Source organism: Streptomyces sp. NPDC087906, assembly GCF_055584925.1.
Genome location: NZ_JBVJLC010000005.1, coordinates 329,666 through 346,341, shown reverse-complemented (window position 1 = coordinate 346,341; position 16,676 = coordinate 329,666). Strand labels below are relative to the sequence as shown.

Below are 16,676 nucleotides of genomic sequence, written 5' to 3'. Positions count from 1 at the left end.
TACGGACACCCCGCGCATCACAACGCCCCGCGTTGCCAAGATGGTTGGCTCAGGCCGGTGACGGACAGCCTGCCTGAGCCGACCGACACTCCCACCGGCGTTGTTCGATGCCCCCGCGTGTCTCGTGAATCTTGGGACTCGCAAACACGAGCAGCGGCGACTCGATCCTGGGGCCCGGCTCCGTGAACGGGCAGGGCCGTTCGGCTCTCGGCATCGGCCGCCGGACACGGCAGCCTGATGAAGTGCGGAGGGACGTGTCGTGCGTGGCCCGCACAGATCGCGAAGGGCCGGTGTTGGCCGGCGGTCGATCGCGTCGCCGGCCGTCAGGTGTGGCGGACGCTGCCCATCTCGGTCATGAAGCCTGCCGGGTCGCGGTCGGATCCCCGGATCATCTCGTGCATTCTCCACTCGCCCGAGTCGGTACGGGTGAACTCGGCGAGCGTGGTCGCGGTCGCGCCGGCCACGCCGGAGAAGTCGTCGGTGAGCAACTCCTCGTAGCCCTCAAGAATCACCACCCCGGCGTTCGACATGTCGCCGAAGGTCCTGGGAACCGGTTCCTGGTGGATGACCACGCCGACGACCACCCTTGTGTAGGCATCGGACAGGCGGTCGAACTCGAAGGACATCTCCTCGACGAACCCGAAGCCCTGACCCGTCTGGCTGTGCCGGCTCATGTTGATGGTGCCGTCGGGCGAGCGGCTGTCGTAGTGCACGAGGTAGACCGGCGTGCCGAAGGGGGCGTCCGTGGAATACGTCGCGGCGACGATGTCCAGATGACGGGCCGGCTCGCCCAGCGGACTCGGGTCCCACTTGAGCCGTACCTCGACCTTGCCCAGCGCCTTGCCGCCAACCCCCACCGAACATCCCCTTCCGTGCGCTGCCTGCGCGAAGTCCCGCTACGTTTTCGATTATGTCCTCCGGCCTGCCTCTTGATGCGGCCCGAACGCCATCCGGTCGACGACCAGGACCGTGCGGCGTTCGACAGGGGTGAAGCGCCAAGGATGCGTTAGGTTGATCGTGGTGTGCCGGGAAGTCTGGTCGGCGAGTGCTTCTGCCTGCCCTCTTCCCCTCGGGAGTCATCCATGCCCGCCAGCCCGCTTCCCCCGCGCCGGTCCGTGACACGGCTCTTCGCCCGTCCCAGTAGCTGGCGCAGTGCGCAGGCCACGGCGTCCGCGCTGCGCAGCGAGACCGTCGGCGGTCTGCTGCTCCTGGCCGGTGCCGTGGTCGCGCTGCTGTGGGCGAACTCGTCGTGGAAGGCCGGTTACGCCTCCTTCACCCACGCGACGTTCGGGCCGGACGGGTTGCACCTGCATCTGAGCGTGGCCCAGTGGGCGTCGGACGGCCTGCTGGCGATCTTCTTCTTCGTCGTGGGCCTTGAGCTCAAACGGGAGTTCGTCGCCGGCGACCTGCGCTCCCCGAGCCGGGCGGCCCTTCCGATCATCGCCGCGGTCGGCGGGATGATCGGTCCCGTCGTCGTCTACGTCATCGTCAACACGGTGATGAGCGAGGGGACGCTGGAGGGCTGGGCGGTGCCGATGGCGACCGACATCGCGTTCGCCGTGGCGGTGCTGGCCATCATCAGCACCCACCTGCCCGCAGGGCTGCGGTCGTTCCTGCTGACGCTGGCGGTCGTGGACGACCTTCTCGCGGTGGTGGTGATCGCCGTGGCGTTCAGCGACCACATCAGCCTGTGGCCGCTGCTCGGCTCGTTCGCGGTGATCGCCGTCTTCGGCCTCCTGGCCCGTCGGCGCGTCACCCACTGGTGGCTGCTGGGACCACTGGGAATCGTGGCCTGGGCCCTGATGCACGCCTCCGGAGTGCACGCGACGATCGCCGGGGTGCTGCTCGGCTTCGCCGTCCCCGCGCTGGCCGGCTCCGGGGAACAGGTCAGCCTCTCCGAGCGGTTCGAGCACCATTGGCGGCCGGTGTCGGCCGGGGTCGCGGTTCCGCTGTTCGCCCTGGTCTCGGCAGGGGTCTCACTCTCCGGCGGCCTGGGAGCGACCTTCACCGACCCTGCGGGACTCGGTGTCGGCCTCGGTCTCGTCGTCGGCAAACTCGTCGGGGTGTTCGCCTCGACCTATCTGCTGGCGCGTTTCACCCACGCCTCCTTGGACAGCGAGCTGTCCTGGTGGGACGTCCTGGGCGTCTCGCTGCTCGCCGGGGTCGGCTTCACCGTCTCGCTCCTGATCGGCGAACTCGCCTTCGACCCGGGTACCGACCGCGAGAACCACATCAAGACCGCCATCCTGCTCGGCTCGCTGACCGCGGCCGTCCTGGCCGCCGTCGTACTGCGCTGGCGCAACGGCGTGTACCGCCGGCTGTGCGAGGCCGAGACCGTCGACGCCGACCACGACGGCATCCCCGACGTCTACCAGACCCCGCCCGACCGCGCCTGAGTCCGTCCGACCGTACGACCCGTTGCAGATCCTCTGCCAGGTGGCGTTGCGCCGTACCGGCGTCCGGCACCGGCAACAGTGACGGCACAATGGCCCGCGTGCTGCATGTACGTGTGATCAGTCCTGCCGTCAGTACCGACGAGGTGCTGCGGATCGCCGACGACCATCCGGCGATCGTCAACGTGGTCAAGATACTTGGTGCCGCCCACGCGCCCAAGGGCGACTTCGTGGAGTTCGACGTCGCACGGGAGGCCGCCAACGGCGTGCTCGACCAACTGAGTGCCCTCGGCCTCAAGGACACCGGCGCCATCACCGTCGAACAACTGGACCTGTCCATCTCCACCGCGTCCGAGGTGGCCGAGGACGTGGCCCCCGGAGACCCGGACGACGCGGTCGTCTGGAAGGAACTGGCCGCCCGGACCGCCACCGATACCCGCGTCACCTGGGGCTTCCTGGCATTCCTCGCCCTCGCGACACAGATCGCGGCCATCGGCGCACTGCTGGACCAGCCCATCCTCATCGTCGGAGCGATGGTCCTCGGACCGGAGTTCGGCCCCGTGGCGGCCATCTGCTTCGGACTGCTGCGAGGCGACCGGCGGCTGATCGGCGCTGCCGTGCGGGCACTCGTGATCGGCTTCACCGTGGCCATCGCGATCACGCTGGCATGCGCGTCCGTCAGCCGGCTGCTGGGCTGGATCACGCCGGGCATGCTGGACGACCGTCCCCTGACCGACTTCATCATCCACCCGGACAAGTGGTCGTTCATCGTCGCCGTACTCGCGGGCGTAGCGGGGATCCTCTCCCTGACAGCCGGGAAATCGTCCGCATTGATCGGCGTCTTCATCTCCGTCACCACCGTTCCCGCGGCGGGCAACATCGCCGTGGCCGTCGCGCTGGCACACTGGCACGAGGTCGGCGCGTCGTTCGAGCAACTCGGGGTCAACCTGGCGGGCATGCTCATCGCCGGCACCCTCACCCTCCTCGTACAGCGCACCCTGTGGGCCCGCTACGGCATGCACCCGCTCCCCGCCTCTCGTGACAAGACCGCCTGAAGCCACCCCGAGGCCGCGACGGGTACGACGCCTGCCACAGGATTGTCCCCGTGGAACTCGACCTTGTAGTCGAAGTTGCTCATCCGCCGGCTCTCGAACGTGACGGGGCGAGCCGTCGGCGAGGTGGCGCTGTTCGGTGAGCCGCTCGATGGCGGCGTCCTGCTGGTGAAGCCGGACTCCTCGGTCTGCTTCTGCGTGGCGTCGCGGTACCGGATCTTGTAGAGGTGGCGGCCGGCCCACTGAGACGTCTCGGGGTCGAAGCGTCGCACGCCGCAATGTAGGGGTTTCCCCAATGCTCGTCTCCCGCGCCGAGGGCCACTGTGGGACGGCCCGGTCTCCCCGGGACCGCCGAAGCAGAAGACAGGAGGCCGCGCCGTGTCGTCCCTTTCCCTCCGGCGTGTGGTGCGAGCGGCTCTCGACGATGTCGGTGCGACCGGATGGGCGGTCGAGGAAGAGGACTTCTGGTGCCGGGTGACGCGGCCCTCGGCGGGCGAGCGCGTCCAGGGGTGGAAGCTCCACGTCTCGGCGACCGCGCTGTCCGCGCCGCACGTCCTCGACCGGGCCGCGCGGATCCTCGCGGCGGGCGGCTGCTCGTTCAAATACGCCCGCAGTCTTGAACTCGTCGAGGAGATGACCTCGGCGTCCTACGACCGCGCGCAGTGCGGCAAGTTCCTCACCGCGTACCCCGACGACGACGCCCACCTGCGCGAGCTGGCCCACCGTATCGACGCCGCGACCGCCGGACTGCCCGGACCGGCGATCCTCTCCGACCGGCCGCTGCGCAAGGGCAGTCTCGTGCACTACCGGTACGGCGCCTTCCGGGGCGTTCCCGTGCTCACCAACGACGGTTCCTTCGAGGCCCGGTTGCGGGAGCCCGGCGGGGCCGCCGTACCCGATCCGCGCAAGCCGTGGTTCTGTCCGCCGGCCTGGGCCGAACTGCCCCTGGCAGGCACGCCCGGTCGTGCTCCGGCGCCGCCGGCGGCGCCCTCGTCGGTGCTGCTGGCCGACCGGTTCGTGGTGAAGGAAGCGGTTCGGCACTCGGCACGGGGCGGTGTGTACCGCGCGCTTGACGAACACACCGGGGCCGAGGTGATCGTCAAGCAGGCCCGTGCCCACGTCGCGGGAGGGCTGACGGGCAGTGACGCACGGGATCAGCTCCGCAGGGAAGCCGCCATGCTGACCGCGCTGAACGGGCTCTGCCCCGATGTCGTCGATCAGTTCGAGAAGGACGGTCACGCCTTCCTGGTGGAGACGCTGATCAGCGGAGAGACGCTCGCCCGGTGGGTCCGGAACCGGTACGCCGACGCCGCGCCCGGTGTGGACCCGGCGACGGCGCTCTCCATGGCGGCGCGGCTGGCCCGGCTGCTGGGTGAAGTGCACCGACGCGGCCTGGTCCTGCAGGACTTCAGCCCGAACAACATCATGGTGGGCGACGACGAGCGGCTCTGGCTGATCGACCCCGAGTGGGCGAGAAGTCCGGACGAGTGGACTTATCGTGCCTACACACCGGGGTTCGGAGCGCCGGAACAGTGTGCGGCGCCGCGCATCGGACCCGCCCACGGGCCCGCCGTCGACCTGTTCGCACTGGGAGCCATCCTGTGCTACCTCGCCACCGGTGTGGCACCGGCCTTCGTCGCGGACGACGACACGACGGACGACGACACGGCTGACGACGACACGGCTGACGACGACACGGCTGACGGGGCCGAGGACAGCCGCGCCGCCCGCTCACCGGAGGAGCGCGTCAGCGCCCTGCTGGCCCTGATGCGCCCGGAGCGCCCGGCCGTGCCGGCACTGGCGCCCGCGATCCTCGGCCTGATGGTGGCAGACCCCGAACTGCGCTGGAACGAAGAGCGGTTGAGTGAATACCTGACCGGTCGGACGCCGACAGCAGAGGCAACCGCCGCGTCACCTGACCGCCCAGCGGTCGAACCCGTCCGCGCTCCCCTTCCCGACGTACCCAGACTCCTGGACGACGGCCTCACCTACCTGGTCCACGCACTCCGTCCGCACCCCGGTGAACGGCTCTGGAAAAGCGGCTCCTTCGGAGACACCACCGACCCGTGTGCCGTCCAGCACGGTTCGGCGGGCGTGCTGGCCGTGCTGGGCCGGGCATCCGAACTCCTCGACCGCGACGAACTGCGGCATTCCCTGCGGTGGTTGGCGCAGTGGACCGACGAACGGCGCGAAGACGTGCCGCGCTTGCTGCCAGGCCTGTACTTCGGCCGAGCGGGGACGGCCTGGGCGCTGTACGACGCGGCCCGCCGCCTGGACGATCCGGCGATGGCCCGCAGGGCGGCCGACCTGGCGCTGGCCGTGCCCGTACAGTGGCCCAACCCCGATGTGTGCCACGGCGCCGCCGGGGCGGGCCTGGCCCAGTTGCACTTCTGGCAGGCGACCGGCGAGCCCGCCTTCCTCGAACGCGTCATCACCTGCGCCGACGGGTTGACCGCTCACGCCGAGACCGTGCGCGGCCGGACGGTCTGGCCCGTACCCCAGGACTTCGACTCGGTCCTCGCCGGTATCCGGCACCTCGGTTTCGGGCACGGCGTGGCCGGTGTGGCTTCCTTCCTGCTCGGGGCGGGCCAGGCGACCGGGCGCCAGGAGTACACGGAGCTGGCCGTCGCCGCAGGCGCCACCCTCGCGGCGGAAGCCGAACTGGGCCCGTGGGGGGCGCGCTGGCGCTCCGACCTGGATCACGAGCCAGGGACCGGCCTGCTGTACCACTGGTGTTCCGGCGCGTCGGGGATCGGCACGTTTCTGCTGCGCCTGTGGCGTGCGACGGGCGACAGCGCCCACCTGCGCCTCGCGGAGCAGGCCGGTGCGGCGGTGCATGCCGTCCGCTCGACCGCCTCGACCGCTGCCTGCCACGGAATCGCGGGCGACGGGGACTTCCTCCTCGACCTCGCCGACGCCGTACCCGAAGGTCCCTACCGGGACTGGGCCTGCGACCTGGCCTCGGTCCTGCGGCTGCGCGCCGTGCTCCGCGACGGGCTGTTCGTCGTACCGGACGAGTCCGGAACGACGGTACGCCCCGACGCGCAGACCGGCCTGGCCGGCGCCGTCTCCTTCCTGCTGCGCCTCACGCACGGCGGACCACGGCCGTGGATGGCCGACCTGCCTGCCGAATCCGCTCACACCCCCCGCTGAGCCGCAGGGAGCGGCCGGCCCGTCGAACCGGACACCGCGTCCGCGGTGCCCTCCACCGGAACGGAGACCACTCATGGAAACAGAGCTCGAAGCGCTGCAACTACTGCCGGCCGAGGCCGAGGAAACCGCCATCGCCTGCACCGTGACCTGCGGGGTTTCCTGCTCTCCCGGCGGCACCTGTTCAGTGACCGGCTGACCGGCTGACCGGCTGACCGGGCACCCACGCCCACCGACCGAGAACCACCCCAGAAGGAGAAGACATGGAGAGCGACCTCGATGCCCTGCAACTGCTGACGGGCGAGGAGGCCCAGGAGCAGTCGCTGATCCTCTGCGAGGGACACACCTGCAACGGCGGCAGCACCTGTGCCATCAGTTGCAACGTCACCAACTGACCTGACGTGAGGCCGGCGACCGGTGCGGCCAGGGGGAGCGCACCGGTCACCGGACCGGAGAAGAGCGGAGAGCAACGGTGACAACCGACCCCACGCCACAGCTACGCGGCGCACGACGCGACGGGCTGCCACCGCTCGTCCTGCCACGCGGGCACCTGTTGTTCGTCGCGGCCGGCGGCATCTCCGTCACCGCTCTGCCCGAGTGGGTCATGCTGGCGCGGACGCGGTACGGCTGGTCGGTGCGGGTGTGCCTGACCCACTCAGCGGCGTCCCTGGTGTCCCGTCAGGCGCTGGCCGCCGTCGCCCAGTCGCCGGTCGAAGGCCCCGACTGGGACACGTCGCAGGGCGTGGTGCCGCACAAGGAGCTGGCCGCGTGGGCCGACCTGGTCATCGTGGCTCCCGCGACCACCAACTTCATCGCCAAGTGCGCTGCGGGGATGACCGACAGCCTGGCCCTGACGACGGTCATCTGCACCTCCGCACCCACCTTCTTCGCCCCCGCGATCCCCGAAGGCGCCCTGGCCCGCCCGTCGGTCCGCCGCAACCTGGAACTGCTGGAGCAGGACGGTCATCATGTCGTCCCGATGGCACCCGCGGTCTCCGCACATGACGGCACACCGGTCTCCGCCGGCATGCCCTCCCTGCTGAGTACGCTGCGGTACGCCGCACGCGTGCTGTCCGCGCGCACCGGGGAGGCGAGCGGTGACCACCCTCGAACGGCGTGACCCCGCCACCCAAGGCGGGCGGCTGCTCAAGGACGTCGCACACGACACGCGGCGGCCGTTGACGCTGCTCGTGCTGGTGATGGTCACTCGCGTCGGGATCTCGATCGCCGTCCCTGCGCTGCTCTCTGAGGCCGTCAACGCGGTGCTCGAAGGCGACAGCGCCGGGCACGGGAGCCGGGCGCTCCTCTGGGGCGCGGCCGTCGCCGCCGTCGCGCTGTGCGACGCGGTGATGGGCCCGCTGGGAGCCGCCGGAACAGGGCGCGGAACGCGCCTGCTGCGCGGAAGGATCATCAGGCAACTGCTCGCGCTCCAGCCACGTTCGCCGCTTTCCCCCGGGGAGGCGGTCACCCAGATCACCCAGGCCGCACCGCAGGCCGGCGCGCTGCCCGCAGCGGCTGCGCAGTCCGCGGTCTCACTGGCGGGGGCGCTCGCCGGCTTCGGCGCGCTCTGGGCGATCGACCTGCGGACCGCGGCTGCCTTCACCCTGGGCGTGCCCCTGTCGGTGCTGATAGCCCGGCGGTTCGTCGGCCGGGTCACCGAGGCGCAGAGCGCCTATCTGGGTGCGCAGTCGGACCTCGCGACCCGGCTGCTCGGCGCGCTGGCCGGGGCGAGGACGATCCGGGCCTCGGGAACACTGGCCACGGAGACCGAACGCGTCCTGGCCCCGTTGGGTGCCGTGTCGGCCGCCGGACACGCGATGTGGCGCCTGCAGAAGTCGACGGTATGGCAGTTCGGGCTCCTGGTGTCGCTCACCGAGGCGCTGGCACTCGCCGTGGCGGGACTCGGCGTCGCACAGGGCCGGTTGTCCCCGGGAGAGCTCCTGGCCGTGGCCGGCTACGTCAAACTCGCCATCGGCGCACTCCAGCAGGTGGACGCCCTGCTGTCGCTCGCGCAGGCCCGCGCGGCCGCCGGCCGGATCGCCGGCGCCCTCGCCCATCCCCTGCCCGCTGCCGGCCCGGTCACCGGGACGACGGGGCCGGGGACCGTCCTGCTGAAGGACGTCACCGTCCGCTCCGCCAGCGGCTCCCTGGTCCTCGACCGGGCACACCTGGCCCTGCCCGCAGGCCGGTCGACGGCCCTGGTCGGCAGGACCGGCGCGGGCAAGAGCGTGCTGGCGGGGCTGCTCGGCCGACTGGGCGACCCCGACGAGGGAGACGTCGTACTCGACGGAGTCCCCGTGCGGGACCTGACCTTCGACGAACTGCGGAACGCCGTGACGTACGCCTTCGAGCGCCCGGCGCTGATCGGGGAGAGCGTCCATGACGTGATCGCCTACGGCAGACCGGAGGTGAGCCGCCGGGCGGTGGAGCAGGCCGCCAGGGCGGCACGGGCCGACGGCTTCATCCGCAGGCTGCCCGCCGGTTACGACACGCCGTCGGCCCACGCGCCCCTGTCCGGCGGGGAACGACAGCGGCTCGGACTGGCGCGGGCGCTGGTCAGGCCCGCCCGGGTGTACGTACTCGACGACGCGACCTCCGGGCTCGACACGGTCACCGAGGCCGAGGTGAGTGAGGCGGTGACCGGCGCGCTGTCCGGGCGGACCCGGCTCGTCGTGGCGCACCGCGTCACCACGGCCGCACGCTGCGACGCCGTCGCCTGGCTGCACGAAGGACGGATCCGCGCGGTGGGACCGCACCGCGAGTTGTGGCACGACCCCGACTACCGCGCGGTCTTCTCGGCCGACGGTGATCCGGCGACCGAGCGGGAGGTGCCGTGGCCTTCACCGGTGTGAGCACGAGACTGCGCGCGAGGGCGCTCCGCAGCCCCGCGGCACAGTTGTCCGCGCGGTCGCTGCGCGGCTCAGGCCGCCCCCTGCGGCGGATCGCCTGCTGGTCGGTGCTGGAGGCAGGCCCTGCCCTGGCGTCGGGCTGGACGCTTGCCGCAGCGCTGGACCGGGGGTTCCTCGCGGGTGAACCCGCCGAGGGGCTGATGTGGATCGGGCTTCTCGCCCTGTTGTACGTCGCCAGGGCCGTGGCGGAGCGTGCGCTCTTCGACCCGCTCGCCGCCTGTATCGAGCCGATGCGGGACGCGCTCGTGACCACCGTGGTCGGCGCGACACTCAGCCAGGCCGTCCGGGACGGCAGTGTCGCGGACGCGGCCGGTGTGTCGCGGATGACGAGCCAGGTCGACACGGTGCGACTCGTCGTGGGCGCGCTGATGCGGACAGCCCGTCCGCTCGCGGTCACCCTGGTCGCCACGCTCATAGGTCTTGCCGCGCTCGCCCCGGTGCTCGCCGCCGTGGTCGTACTGCCGCTCGTCGCCGCGCTCGTCGCCTTCCTCATCTCCATGAGGGCCGTGAGCCGGCGCAGGAGAACGGCGGTCATCGCCGAGGAGGACGTGGCAGCGTCCACCGGGGCCGTGCTGGCCGCCGGCCGGGACATCGCTGCCATCGGCGCGACGGAATTCGCCTGCGCGAGCGCCGAGCGCAGCGTCCGGGCCAGCGCCCAGGCGTCCGTCGCGGTGGCCTGGGCAGCCGCGGCGCGCGTTCCCATCGTCCTGCTCGGCGGCCAACTGCCGCTCCTTCTGATTCTGTTGGTGGGCCCGGTATGGGTCACCGGCGGGACGGCCAGCGCCGGTGAGGTGGTCGGAGCGACGCTGTACGTCAGCGGCAGCCTGGTGCCCGCCCTGCAGATGCTGACCGGCACGGTGGCCGGACTGTGGAGCCAACTCCATGTCGTACTGGAACGGTTGGCCGCCGTGACGGTACCGTCCGGCGACCCGGCGCCGGACAAGGTACGCGCGGACGCGCCGACGGGCCACGCCGTGCGGGTCGAGAATCTGACGTTCGCCTACGGGCCGCACGCCGAACCGGTACTGAAGGATGTGCGGTTGACCATCGCGGAGGGCGACCATCTCGTCGTGGTCGGAGCGAGCGGTGTCGGCAAGTCGACCCTGGCCGGGCTGCTCGCCGGTCTGGAACGGCCGTCCGGCGGCGAGGTCCTGATCGGAGGGCGGCGGGTCGACGACCTCCCCGAGACCGAGCGTCCGGGCGTCGTCGCGCTGCTGCCGCAGGAGGCGTACGTCTTCCGCGGAACCCTCCGCGACAACCTCCGCTATCTCGCCCCCGAAGCGGATACGGCGGCCGTTGACGCCGCGGCACTCGCGGTGGGTCTCGGGCCCGTGGTGGACCGGCTCGGCGGCTACGACGTACTGCTGGACAATCCGGCGGCCTCGCTGTCCAGTGGCGAGCGCCAACTCGTCGCAGCCGCGCGTACTTATCTGTCGAGCGCGCCCGTTGTCCTGCTCGACGAGGCCACCTGCCATCTCGACATGGCGAGTGAGGCAGTGGTGGAGGCGGCCTTCGCCGCCAGGCCCGGCACGCTCGTCGTCGTCGCCCACCGCCTCGCGTCAGCCCTGCGCGGGCGACGCGTACTGCTGCTCGACGGCACCCGGGTGGTCTGCGGCACGCACGCCGAACTGCTGGGCACGGAGCCCGGCTATGCCGCGCTTGTGGGCCACTGGGACGGCACGGCGCCACACGTTCCGCGCCCGCGCCCCGTACTCGCCACCGTGCCGGACCCGGCGGAGCGGCCGGGGTGAGGACTGGAGCGGGCGGCCCGAGCAGAGCGGGACGCCGATCAGCTTCGGGGCGCGGATCGCAGGCCGAGGTCGGAAGGACCCCGGCTGTCGGACCGGGCCAAGGCCGGTCGCGCCGTCGCGAACCTGGCCACCAGTGCCGCTCGCGACCGGGTGCCCGTCTTACGGAAGACACGGGTGAGATGGGCTTCGACGGTCTTGACGGAGACGAACAGGGCGCCCGCGATGTCCCGGTTGGACAGGCCGCGGCAGACCATGCGCAGGATCTGGCGCTCGCGCTGCGAGAGACCGGTCTCCGGGGCGTCCTCGCCGTCCGTGTCACCTGACACGCGCGGATGACGGGCGCCGATCGCACGCTGGACGTCGACGGCCAGGTGCCGTAGGTACTCCGCACCGCACTGCTCGGCGCGGCGCTTCGTGAGCCCGGTGTGGAAGGCGGCCTCCGACAGGCGGTCCGTGCCGATCAGCCGTCGGGCCAGCAGCAGGCGGACACGGCATTCCAGCAGCAGGGACCCGTCGTGCGCGTGCTGTTCGACCACGTCCGTCAGCAACGGGATCGCGTCCCGATCGGGGGCGAGCGCCGCTTCGGCCAGGAGTACGGCGGCACGGTCGGCGGGGAGCCGCGAGGCATCAGCGGCGGCACGAGCCGTCGACGCCCACCTGCGCGCGGCGGTGAGGTGGCCGGAAGCTGTCGCGGCGCGGGACGCGAGTGACCACCAGCGGGCCGGTCGTGTCGTGGGGTCGGTCAGTACGGGGGTGTCGGCGGTGGCGGACAGCATGAGCTGCAGGCTCTCCTCCGGTCGCCCCGCTTCAAGATGGAGCGTTGCCAGCAGCGCCGTGGCCGAGCGCCGGATCCCGTCGGGAAGGTCGCTCCGGTACGGCAGGTCGCGTACCAGTGGCTCAGCCGCCTCGTGGCCCGACGCCCACAGCACGACCCAGCCGCGTACCAGCCGTGCCTGGTGGGCGAGTTCGACGCAGTCCAGCAGTCGGGCGGTCTCCTCCGCCTCGGCCGCCGATGCCGACGCGGTGGCGAGTCTGCCGAGCGCGGCCTCGGCCCAGGCGTGGCCGAGCAGCAACCGGGGCAGGTCGGCGGTGCGTCCGCCGGAGCGGGCGCACCGCAGTGCCCGGGACAGCAGGTGCGAGGCGCTTGTGTGACGACCCGTCGAGTTCTGTGCCAGGCCGAGCCGGACGGCCGCGTCCAGGACGTCCTGCAAGGCCGCGTCGGCGAGCAGGTCGGCCTTTCGGGTGGCGTCGGCGACCGCGTCCTCCCGGTCGGAACTGTCGGAGGAGAGGACCGTACCCAGTGCCCAGGTCGCCGCCGTGGTCATGCGCCGGACCATGTCGCCGGCGGCAGGACCGGCCGAGACGGCGGCGAACTGGGCGCGTACGGCGGGCAGGTCGCCGGTGGCCGCGCTCAGCGCCGCCGACCGCAGTCGCAGGGTGTCGGTCACGGAGGGGCACACCGTCGTCCGGCCGGTGGTGGGTGTTCCGGCGCCGGACAGTTCGGTGTCGAGCAGTGCGCGTGCCTCGCGCTGCCGGCCGAGGCTGTCCTCCATGCGCGCGTACATGGCGACGAGCCGGCCGCGTCCGGCCGGGGGCAGGGCGGGCGAAGCCAGCACCAGAGGCATCAGGCGCTGTACTTCGGCCCGCCGGCCGGACCGTGACGCGGCGACGCACAACAGGATCCGGATACGCAGGACCGTGGCGGCGCCGTCCTCGTCGGCGGGCTGGATGCGCAGCGCGGCGCGGAGCCAGTCGGCTGCGTCCTCGGGCCGCGTGTCCAGGATCTGGTGGGCGGCGCGGCACAGCAGACTCGCCGCCTCGGTGTCGCCGGGAGGTGCGCATCGGGCGAGGTGGGCTGCCTGCTGGGGGAGCGGGGCGCCGATCCGGGCGAGAGCGTCGGCCGCCGCCGCGTGGACGGTGATGCGACGGCCGGGCGGGACGCGCGCGTAGGTCAGTACGCGGGTCAGCGGGTGGCGGAAGCGGAAGAGCGGTGCCCCTGACTCGTCCTCGCGTACGACGCCCAGTGCGACGAGCTCGTCGAGGACGGCGAGAACGTGCCGGAGCGGCCGGCCGCTGACCGCGGTCAGCAGGGTCGGGGAGAAGGGGGCGCCCAGCACAGCGGCGTACTGGCTGGCGGCGGTCTGCTCCGGTGTCAGCGCGGCGGATTCCCGCAGCCACCGGGAGCCGGCGGCGGGTACCGGAGCCGGTGAACACAGGCCGGTGCGGGCCAGTTCGCGCAGGGCGGCGTCCGGCAGGGCGGACAGGGGCGCCGCCCACTCCGGTTCTCCCGCGCCGAGTTCACGGAGCAGCGACCGGCGAGCGGGTCCGGCGGGGCCGTGGGCGAGCAGATGTGCCACGGTGCTGCGGGCGCCGGGGCGCGCATCGTGAACGTCGTCCGGACAGCGGAGTGTCATGGTCCCTCTCAGGGCGGGGGCGGCGAAGCCGGCGGCGGCTCACCCGTCCTGGGGTGGGCCGCCGCCGTGGCCCGGCCGGGCCGGAGCGCGTGTCAGCAGACGACAACGCTGACGTTGCTGTCACACGCGAACGTGCTGAAATCGCTCGCGATGATCACGCCGTTCTCGTCCACGGTGTGTTCGGTCTCCAGCTCCTGGAGGTTGAGTACCTGCTGCATGGTGAACTCCTCTGGTGTGTGCGGTGGGACGAACCCGGTCGCCTTGTGACGGCCGGGAGTGCGGGGGGGCAGGTCAGGCTCGGGAGGCCGCGACGGCGTCCACGGTGAACAGCGGATCGGGCGCGGGGGCGAGGACTTCGTCGAGGGCGAGCAGTACACCGGCGCTTCCGCTCCACAGGTCCGCGCTCATCCGCAGCATCTGGTCGCCGAGGAAGCGCACGCCGGTGGGATGCGGCACGGCGTGGGCGAACAGCCCGGCCGCCGCTTCGACCGCGAGACGCCGGCTCTCCTGGGACCCGGTCAGCTCGGCGTGTTCGGCGAGCGTGAGCGCGAGTCCGGAGAGCCCCTGGCACAGGCCGCTCATACCGGTGTAGTTGGTGGTGAGCGCTTTCAACAGGCGTGGTGTCGCCCCGGCCAGCCGCTCGTCGTCCGTGTCCCGGAGGTAGCGGGTCGCGACGTGCAGCACGCCGGCGGAGCCGCAGTACAGATACGGCATGCGGCGCACATCGGTGGTGGAGACGGGGAACGACATGTGGACGGCTGTCGGGTCGCACTCCCGGTCCAACTCGGCGTGCAGCAGCGGCAGGCCTTGGTCGAGGTAGCTCTTGTCGCCGGTGACAGCGGCCAGTTGCTGGAGCATGAGCGCCACACCGGTCCTGCCGTGCCAGAGTCCGGTGGCGTTGTCGGGCCCCAGCCGGGGTGTCAGCGTGTGCGGCGCCCCGGACATGCCGTCGGCCAGTTCGGCCGCCCGTTCCAGGTGGCGGGCGTCACCGGTGTGCCCGTACAGCGCGAGACGGGCGAGAGCGACGCCCGCCCCGCCACCGGCGAGAGTGACGTCCGTCCTGGTCAACGGGTGGCTGTCGGCCGTGTCGAGCAGATCGACGGCCTCCTGTGTGTGTCCGCAGTCGGCGAGCACCCACGCGATGCCGGCGAGTCCGGTCTGCAGCCCGGGGCCGAGGGTGTCAGCGGTACGCAGCGTGTCCGTGCGCAGCCGTTCGAGGACGGTGTCGGGCAGCGCCCTGCCCGACCTGCGCAGGGCATGCACCACGCCGGCCGTGCCGTAGGCCAGACACAGGGTGTTGGCCAGATGGCCCTCGGGGACGGTGGGGAACACCCGGCGCGGATGCCCGGGATCGGCCATCGCGATCAGAGCGTCGGCGACGCGGTCGCGCAGCGCTGCGAGGCTCTCCTCGGGGGCGTCGACGACGCGCTCCGGTGAGGGAAGGGCGAGCGGTCCGCCGGCCGGGGCGTGGCCCCCGGCGTCGGTGTCGTCGTGGTGGAAGCGCGTGGCGCGCCGCCACAGGTCCGGCGGGATGTCGCAGCCGCGCAGCTTCAGACCGTGGCGTATGTAGCTGAGGGCGGCCGGAGCACGCTGGACCACCTGGTGCAGGGGGCACAGCATCAACAGGGCCAGGGCGCTGAGCCCGTAGGCGTCGTAGATGGCAGGGTCGTCGCCCACGAGGGCGGCCGGCGGGGTGTATCCGGGGGTGCCGGAGGCGACGAACGGGGTGCCGACGCGGTGCGCGGATTCGAAGTCGATCAGCCGGACCTCGTCGTCGTCCGAGACCAGCAGGTTGCCGGGGCTGACATCGACGAAGAGATAACCGGCTCGGTGCAGCCGGTCCATGACCTCGTCGGTACGTTCCAGGATCGCCTCGCAGCGGCGGTAGTAGTCGGCGAATTCGGCGGCTTCCGCGTCGCGGCGGATCAGTGGGTTGTGCGTCACCGTCCAGCCGTTCAGCGACTCACCCTCGACGAACTCGGTGACCAGGAAGTCGTGTTCCCATTCGGAGAAGTACGCGAGCGGCTCCGGCGCGAGGCCCGGGACGGCGGCGTGCAGTTCCCGCAGCGTCTCCCACTCGGCGCGCAGCCGCTGTTGTGCGTTGGCGCCGCCGGCGCCGATACCGGTGTGCGCCCTGGCCTCCTTGATGAAGACCTTCCTCCCGGTGGCCTCATGGCGGCCGCGGTAGGCGCCGCCGCCGTTGCTGTGGCGCAGCGCGGCCTCGAAGGTGTAGCCACCGAAACTGGTCCCGCCCGCGAGTGCGGGGGTTTCCGCCAGGAAGGGGTCCTCGACGCCGGGGGGCAGGTGGAACGACACCCCGCGCCTGTCCTCGACCAGCCGCCCGGCGCCGTCGGGAACCAGCAGCATCGGTGTGCCGTCGGCGCGCACCTGCTGCCGGCGCAGAAAGGATCCGTACCGGTAGTGCACCGTGCGGGAGGTGCCGAACCGCCGGTCGCTGAGGATGTAAGGACCCTCCTCGTCCGCCAGTGCCTCGCTGAGGGACTCCATCAGTCGGCGGGCGGCCTCGGGGTCCCCGGGATAGGCGGCGCAGAACTTGCCGCTCTGCGGGCGGGACGCGTGCTTCTGGTGGGTCCAGCCGTAGAAGAGGCGGGTGGACAGGTGCTTGAAGGCGACATCCTGGTCGCAGCAGATGCCGGCCACCACGTCCAGGACGTGGGTGAGGCGCCCCGGCCGCGCGGAGACATGGACCTTCCAGCCGGCCGGCGCGACCGTGAGGTCGTCGTGCCGCCACATGGTCCAGATCCCCGAGGGCGTGCCGTGCCAGCCCGCTCGTACGGAGGTGGGACGCAGTTCCCCGCCGTCCGGCGGGGTGGCGTCCAGAGGTTCGTAGAAGTCGGGGTCCGCGACCGTGAAGGTGTAGGGGGTCCGCATCTGCCCTCTTCCTGAGACGAGTCGGCTGGTGCGCCACCACGATGGCCCATGACGGAGAACTCGTCAACTGAAGTGAATGACGTCGGTCATTGGGTACATGTAGGCTGCCGACGCT

Annotated in this window: 13 protein-coding genes; 8 read left to right on the top strand and 5 right to left on the bottom strand. The window is 71.9% G+C overall.

All coding sequences use genetic code 11. From position 1 onward, the window contains the following. Positions 1–323: 323 nt before the first annotated feature. Positions 324–857, bottom strand: a complete 534-nt coding sequence (locus ACZ63I_RS17710; RefSeq protein ID WP_469339602.1) for a TerD family protein — start codon at positions 855–857, stop codon at positions 324–326. Between the two features lie 225 nt (positions 858–1,082). Here ACZ63I_RS17710 and nhaA point away from each other — a divergent pair, with 225 nt between their 5' ends. Together nhaA and ACZ63I_RS17700 are read left to right on the top strand one after the other, a co-directional pair. Next, complete coding sequence (gene nhaA / locus ACZ63I_RS17705) at positions 1,083–2,396, top strand: Na+/H+ antiporter NhaA (protein ID WP_469339600.1); 1,314 nt, start codon at positions 1,083–1,085, stop codon at positions 2,394–2,396. Between the two features lie 98 nt (positions 2,397–2,494). Next, on the top strand, positions 2,495–3,448 hold the full coding sequence (locus tag ACZ63I_RS17700) for a DUF389 domain-containing protein (RefSeq protein WP_469339598.1): 954 nt from the start codon (positions 2,495–2,497) through the stop codon (positions 3,446–3,448). On the opposite strand, the gene ACZ63I_RS17695 is transcribed toward ACZ63I_RS17700, so the two are convergent. After that, positions 3,403–3,717, bottom strand: coding sequence for a hypothetical protein (locus ACZ63I_RS17695; RefSeq protein ID WP_469339596.1), 315 nt, complete (start codon positions 3,715–3,717; stop codon positions 3,403–3,405). The two genes, ACZ63I_RS17700 and ACZ63I_RS17695, sit on opposite strands and share 46 nt — an antisense overlap. Before the next feature lie 106 nt (positions 3,718–3,823). Here ACZ63I_RS17695 and ACZ63I_RS17690 point away from each other — a divergent pair, with 106 nt between their 5' ends. The 6 genes from ACZ63I_RS17690 to ACZ63I_RS17665 all read left to right on the top strand — a co-directional run bounded on the left by ACZ63I_RS17690 (position 3,824) and on the right by ACZ63I_RS17665 (position 11,255). Continuing rightward, complete coding sequence (locus ACZ63I_RS17690; RefSeq protein WP_469339594.1) at positions 3,824–6,598, top strand: class III lanthionine synthetase LanKC N-terminal domain-containing protein; 2,775 nt, start codon at positions 3,824–3,826, stop codon at positions 6,596–6,598. 73 nt (positions 6,599–6,671) lie between these two features. Next, the gene (locus ACZ63I_RS17685; RefSeq protein WP_277816784.1) at positions 6,672–6,794 is read left to right on the top strand and encodes a hypothetical protein; all 123 of its coding nucleotides are present in this window, start codon (positions 6,672–6,674) and stop codon (positions 6,792–6,794) included. Between the two features lie 64 nt (positions 6,795–6,858). After that, complete coding sequence (locus ACZ63I_RS17680; RefSeq protein WP_198533492.1) at positions 6,859–6,990, top strand: ALQxL family class IV lanthipeptide; 132 nt, start codon at positions 6,859–6,861, stop codon at positions 6,988–6,990. Positions 6,991–7,067: 77 nt separating this feature from the next. After that, entirely contained in the window at positions 7,068–7,715 is a 648-nt protein-coding gene (locus ACZ63I_RS17675; protein WP_469339592.1) for a flavoprotein, read from the top strand. Further along, on the top strand, positions 7,693–9,447 hold the full coding sequence (locus ACZ63I_RS17670) for an ABC transporter ATP-binding protein (protein ID WP_469339591.1): 1,755 nt from the start codon (positions 7,693–7,695) through the stop codon (positions 9,445–9,447). The genes ACZ63I_RS17675 and ACZ63I_RS17670 overlap by 23 nt, the downstream gene beginning before the upstream one ends. Further along, a complete protein-coding gene (locus ACZ63I_RS17665) occupies positions 9,429–11,255 on the top strand; it encodes an ATP-binding cassette domain-containing protein (RefSeq protein ID WP_469339590.1) in 1,827 nt (608 codons plus the stop codon). Before ACZ63I_RS17670 ends, ACZ63I_RS17665 begins: the two co-directional genes overlap by 19 nt. 38 nt (positions 11,256–11,293) lie before the next feature. On the opposite strand, the gene ACZ63I_RS17660 is transcribed toward ACZ63I_RS17665, so the two are convergent. The 3 genes from ACZ63I_RS17660 to lanKC all read right to left on the bottom strand — a co-directional run bounded on the left by ACZ63I_RS17660 (position 11,294) and on the right by lanKC (position 16,561). Then, entirely contained in the window at positions 11,294–13,612 is a 2,319-nt protein-coding gene (locus ACZ63I_RS17660; RefSeq protein ID WP_469339588.1) for a helix-turn-helix transcriptional regulator, read from the bottom strand. A gap of 149 nt (positions 13,613–13,761) precedes the next feature. Beyond that, positions 13,762–13,887: a SapB/AmfS family lanthipeptide gene (locus ACZ63I_RS17655; protein ID WP_107070269.1), complete on the bottom strand. Its 126-nt coding sequence runs from the start codon at positions 13,885–13,887 to the stop codon at positions 13,762–13,764. Between the two features lie 73 nt (positions 13,888–13,960). After that, positions 13,961–16,561: a class III lanthionine synthetase LanKC gene (gene lanKC, locus ACZ63I_RS17650; RefSeq protein ID WP_469339586.1), complete on the bottom strand. Its 2,601-nt coding sequence runs from the start codon at positions 16,559–16,561 to the stop codon at positions 13,961–13,963. Positions 16,562–16,676 lie beyond the last annotated feature (115 nt).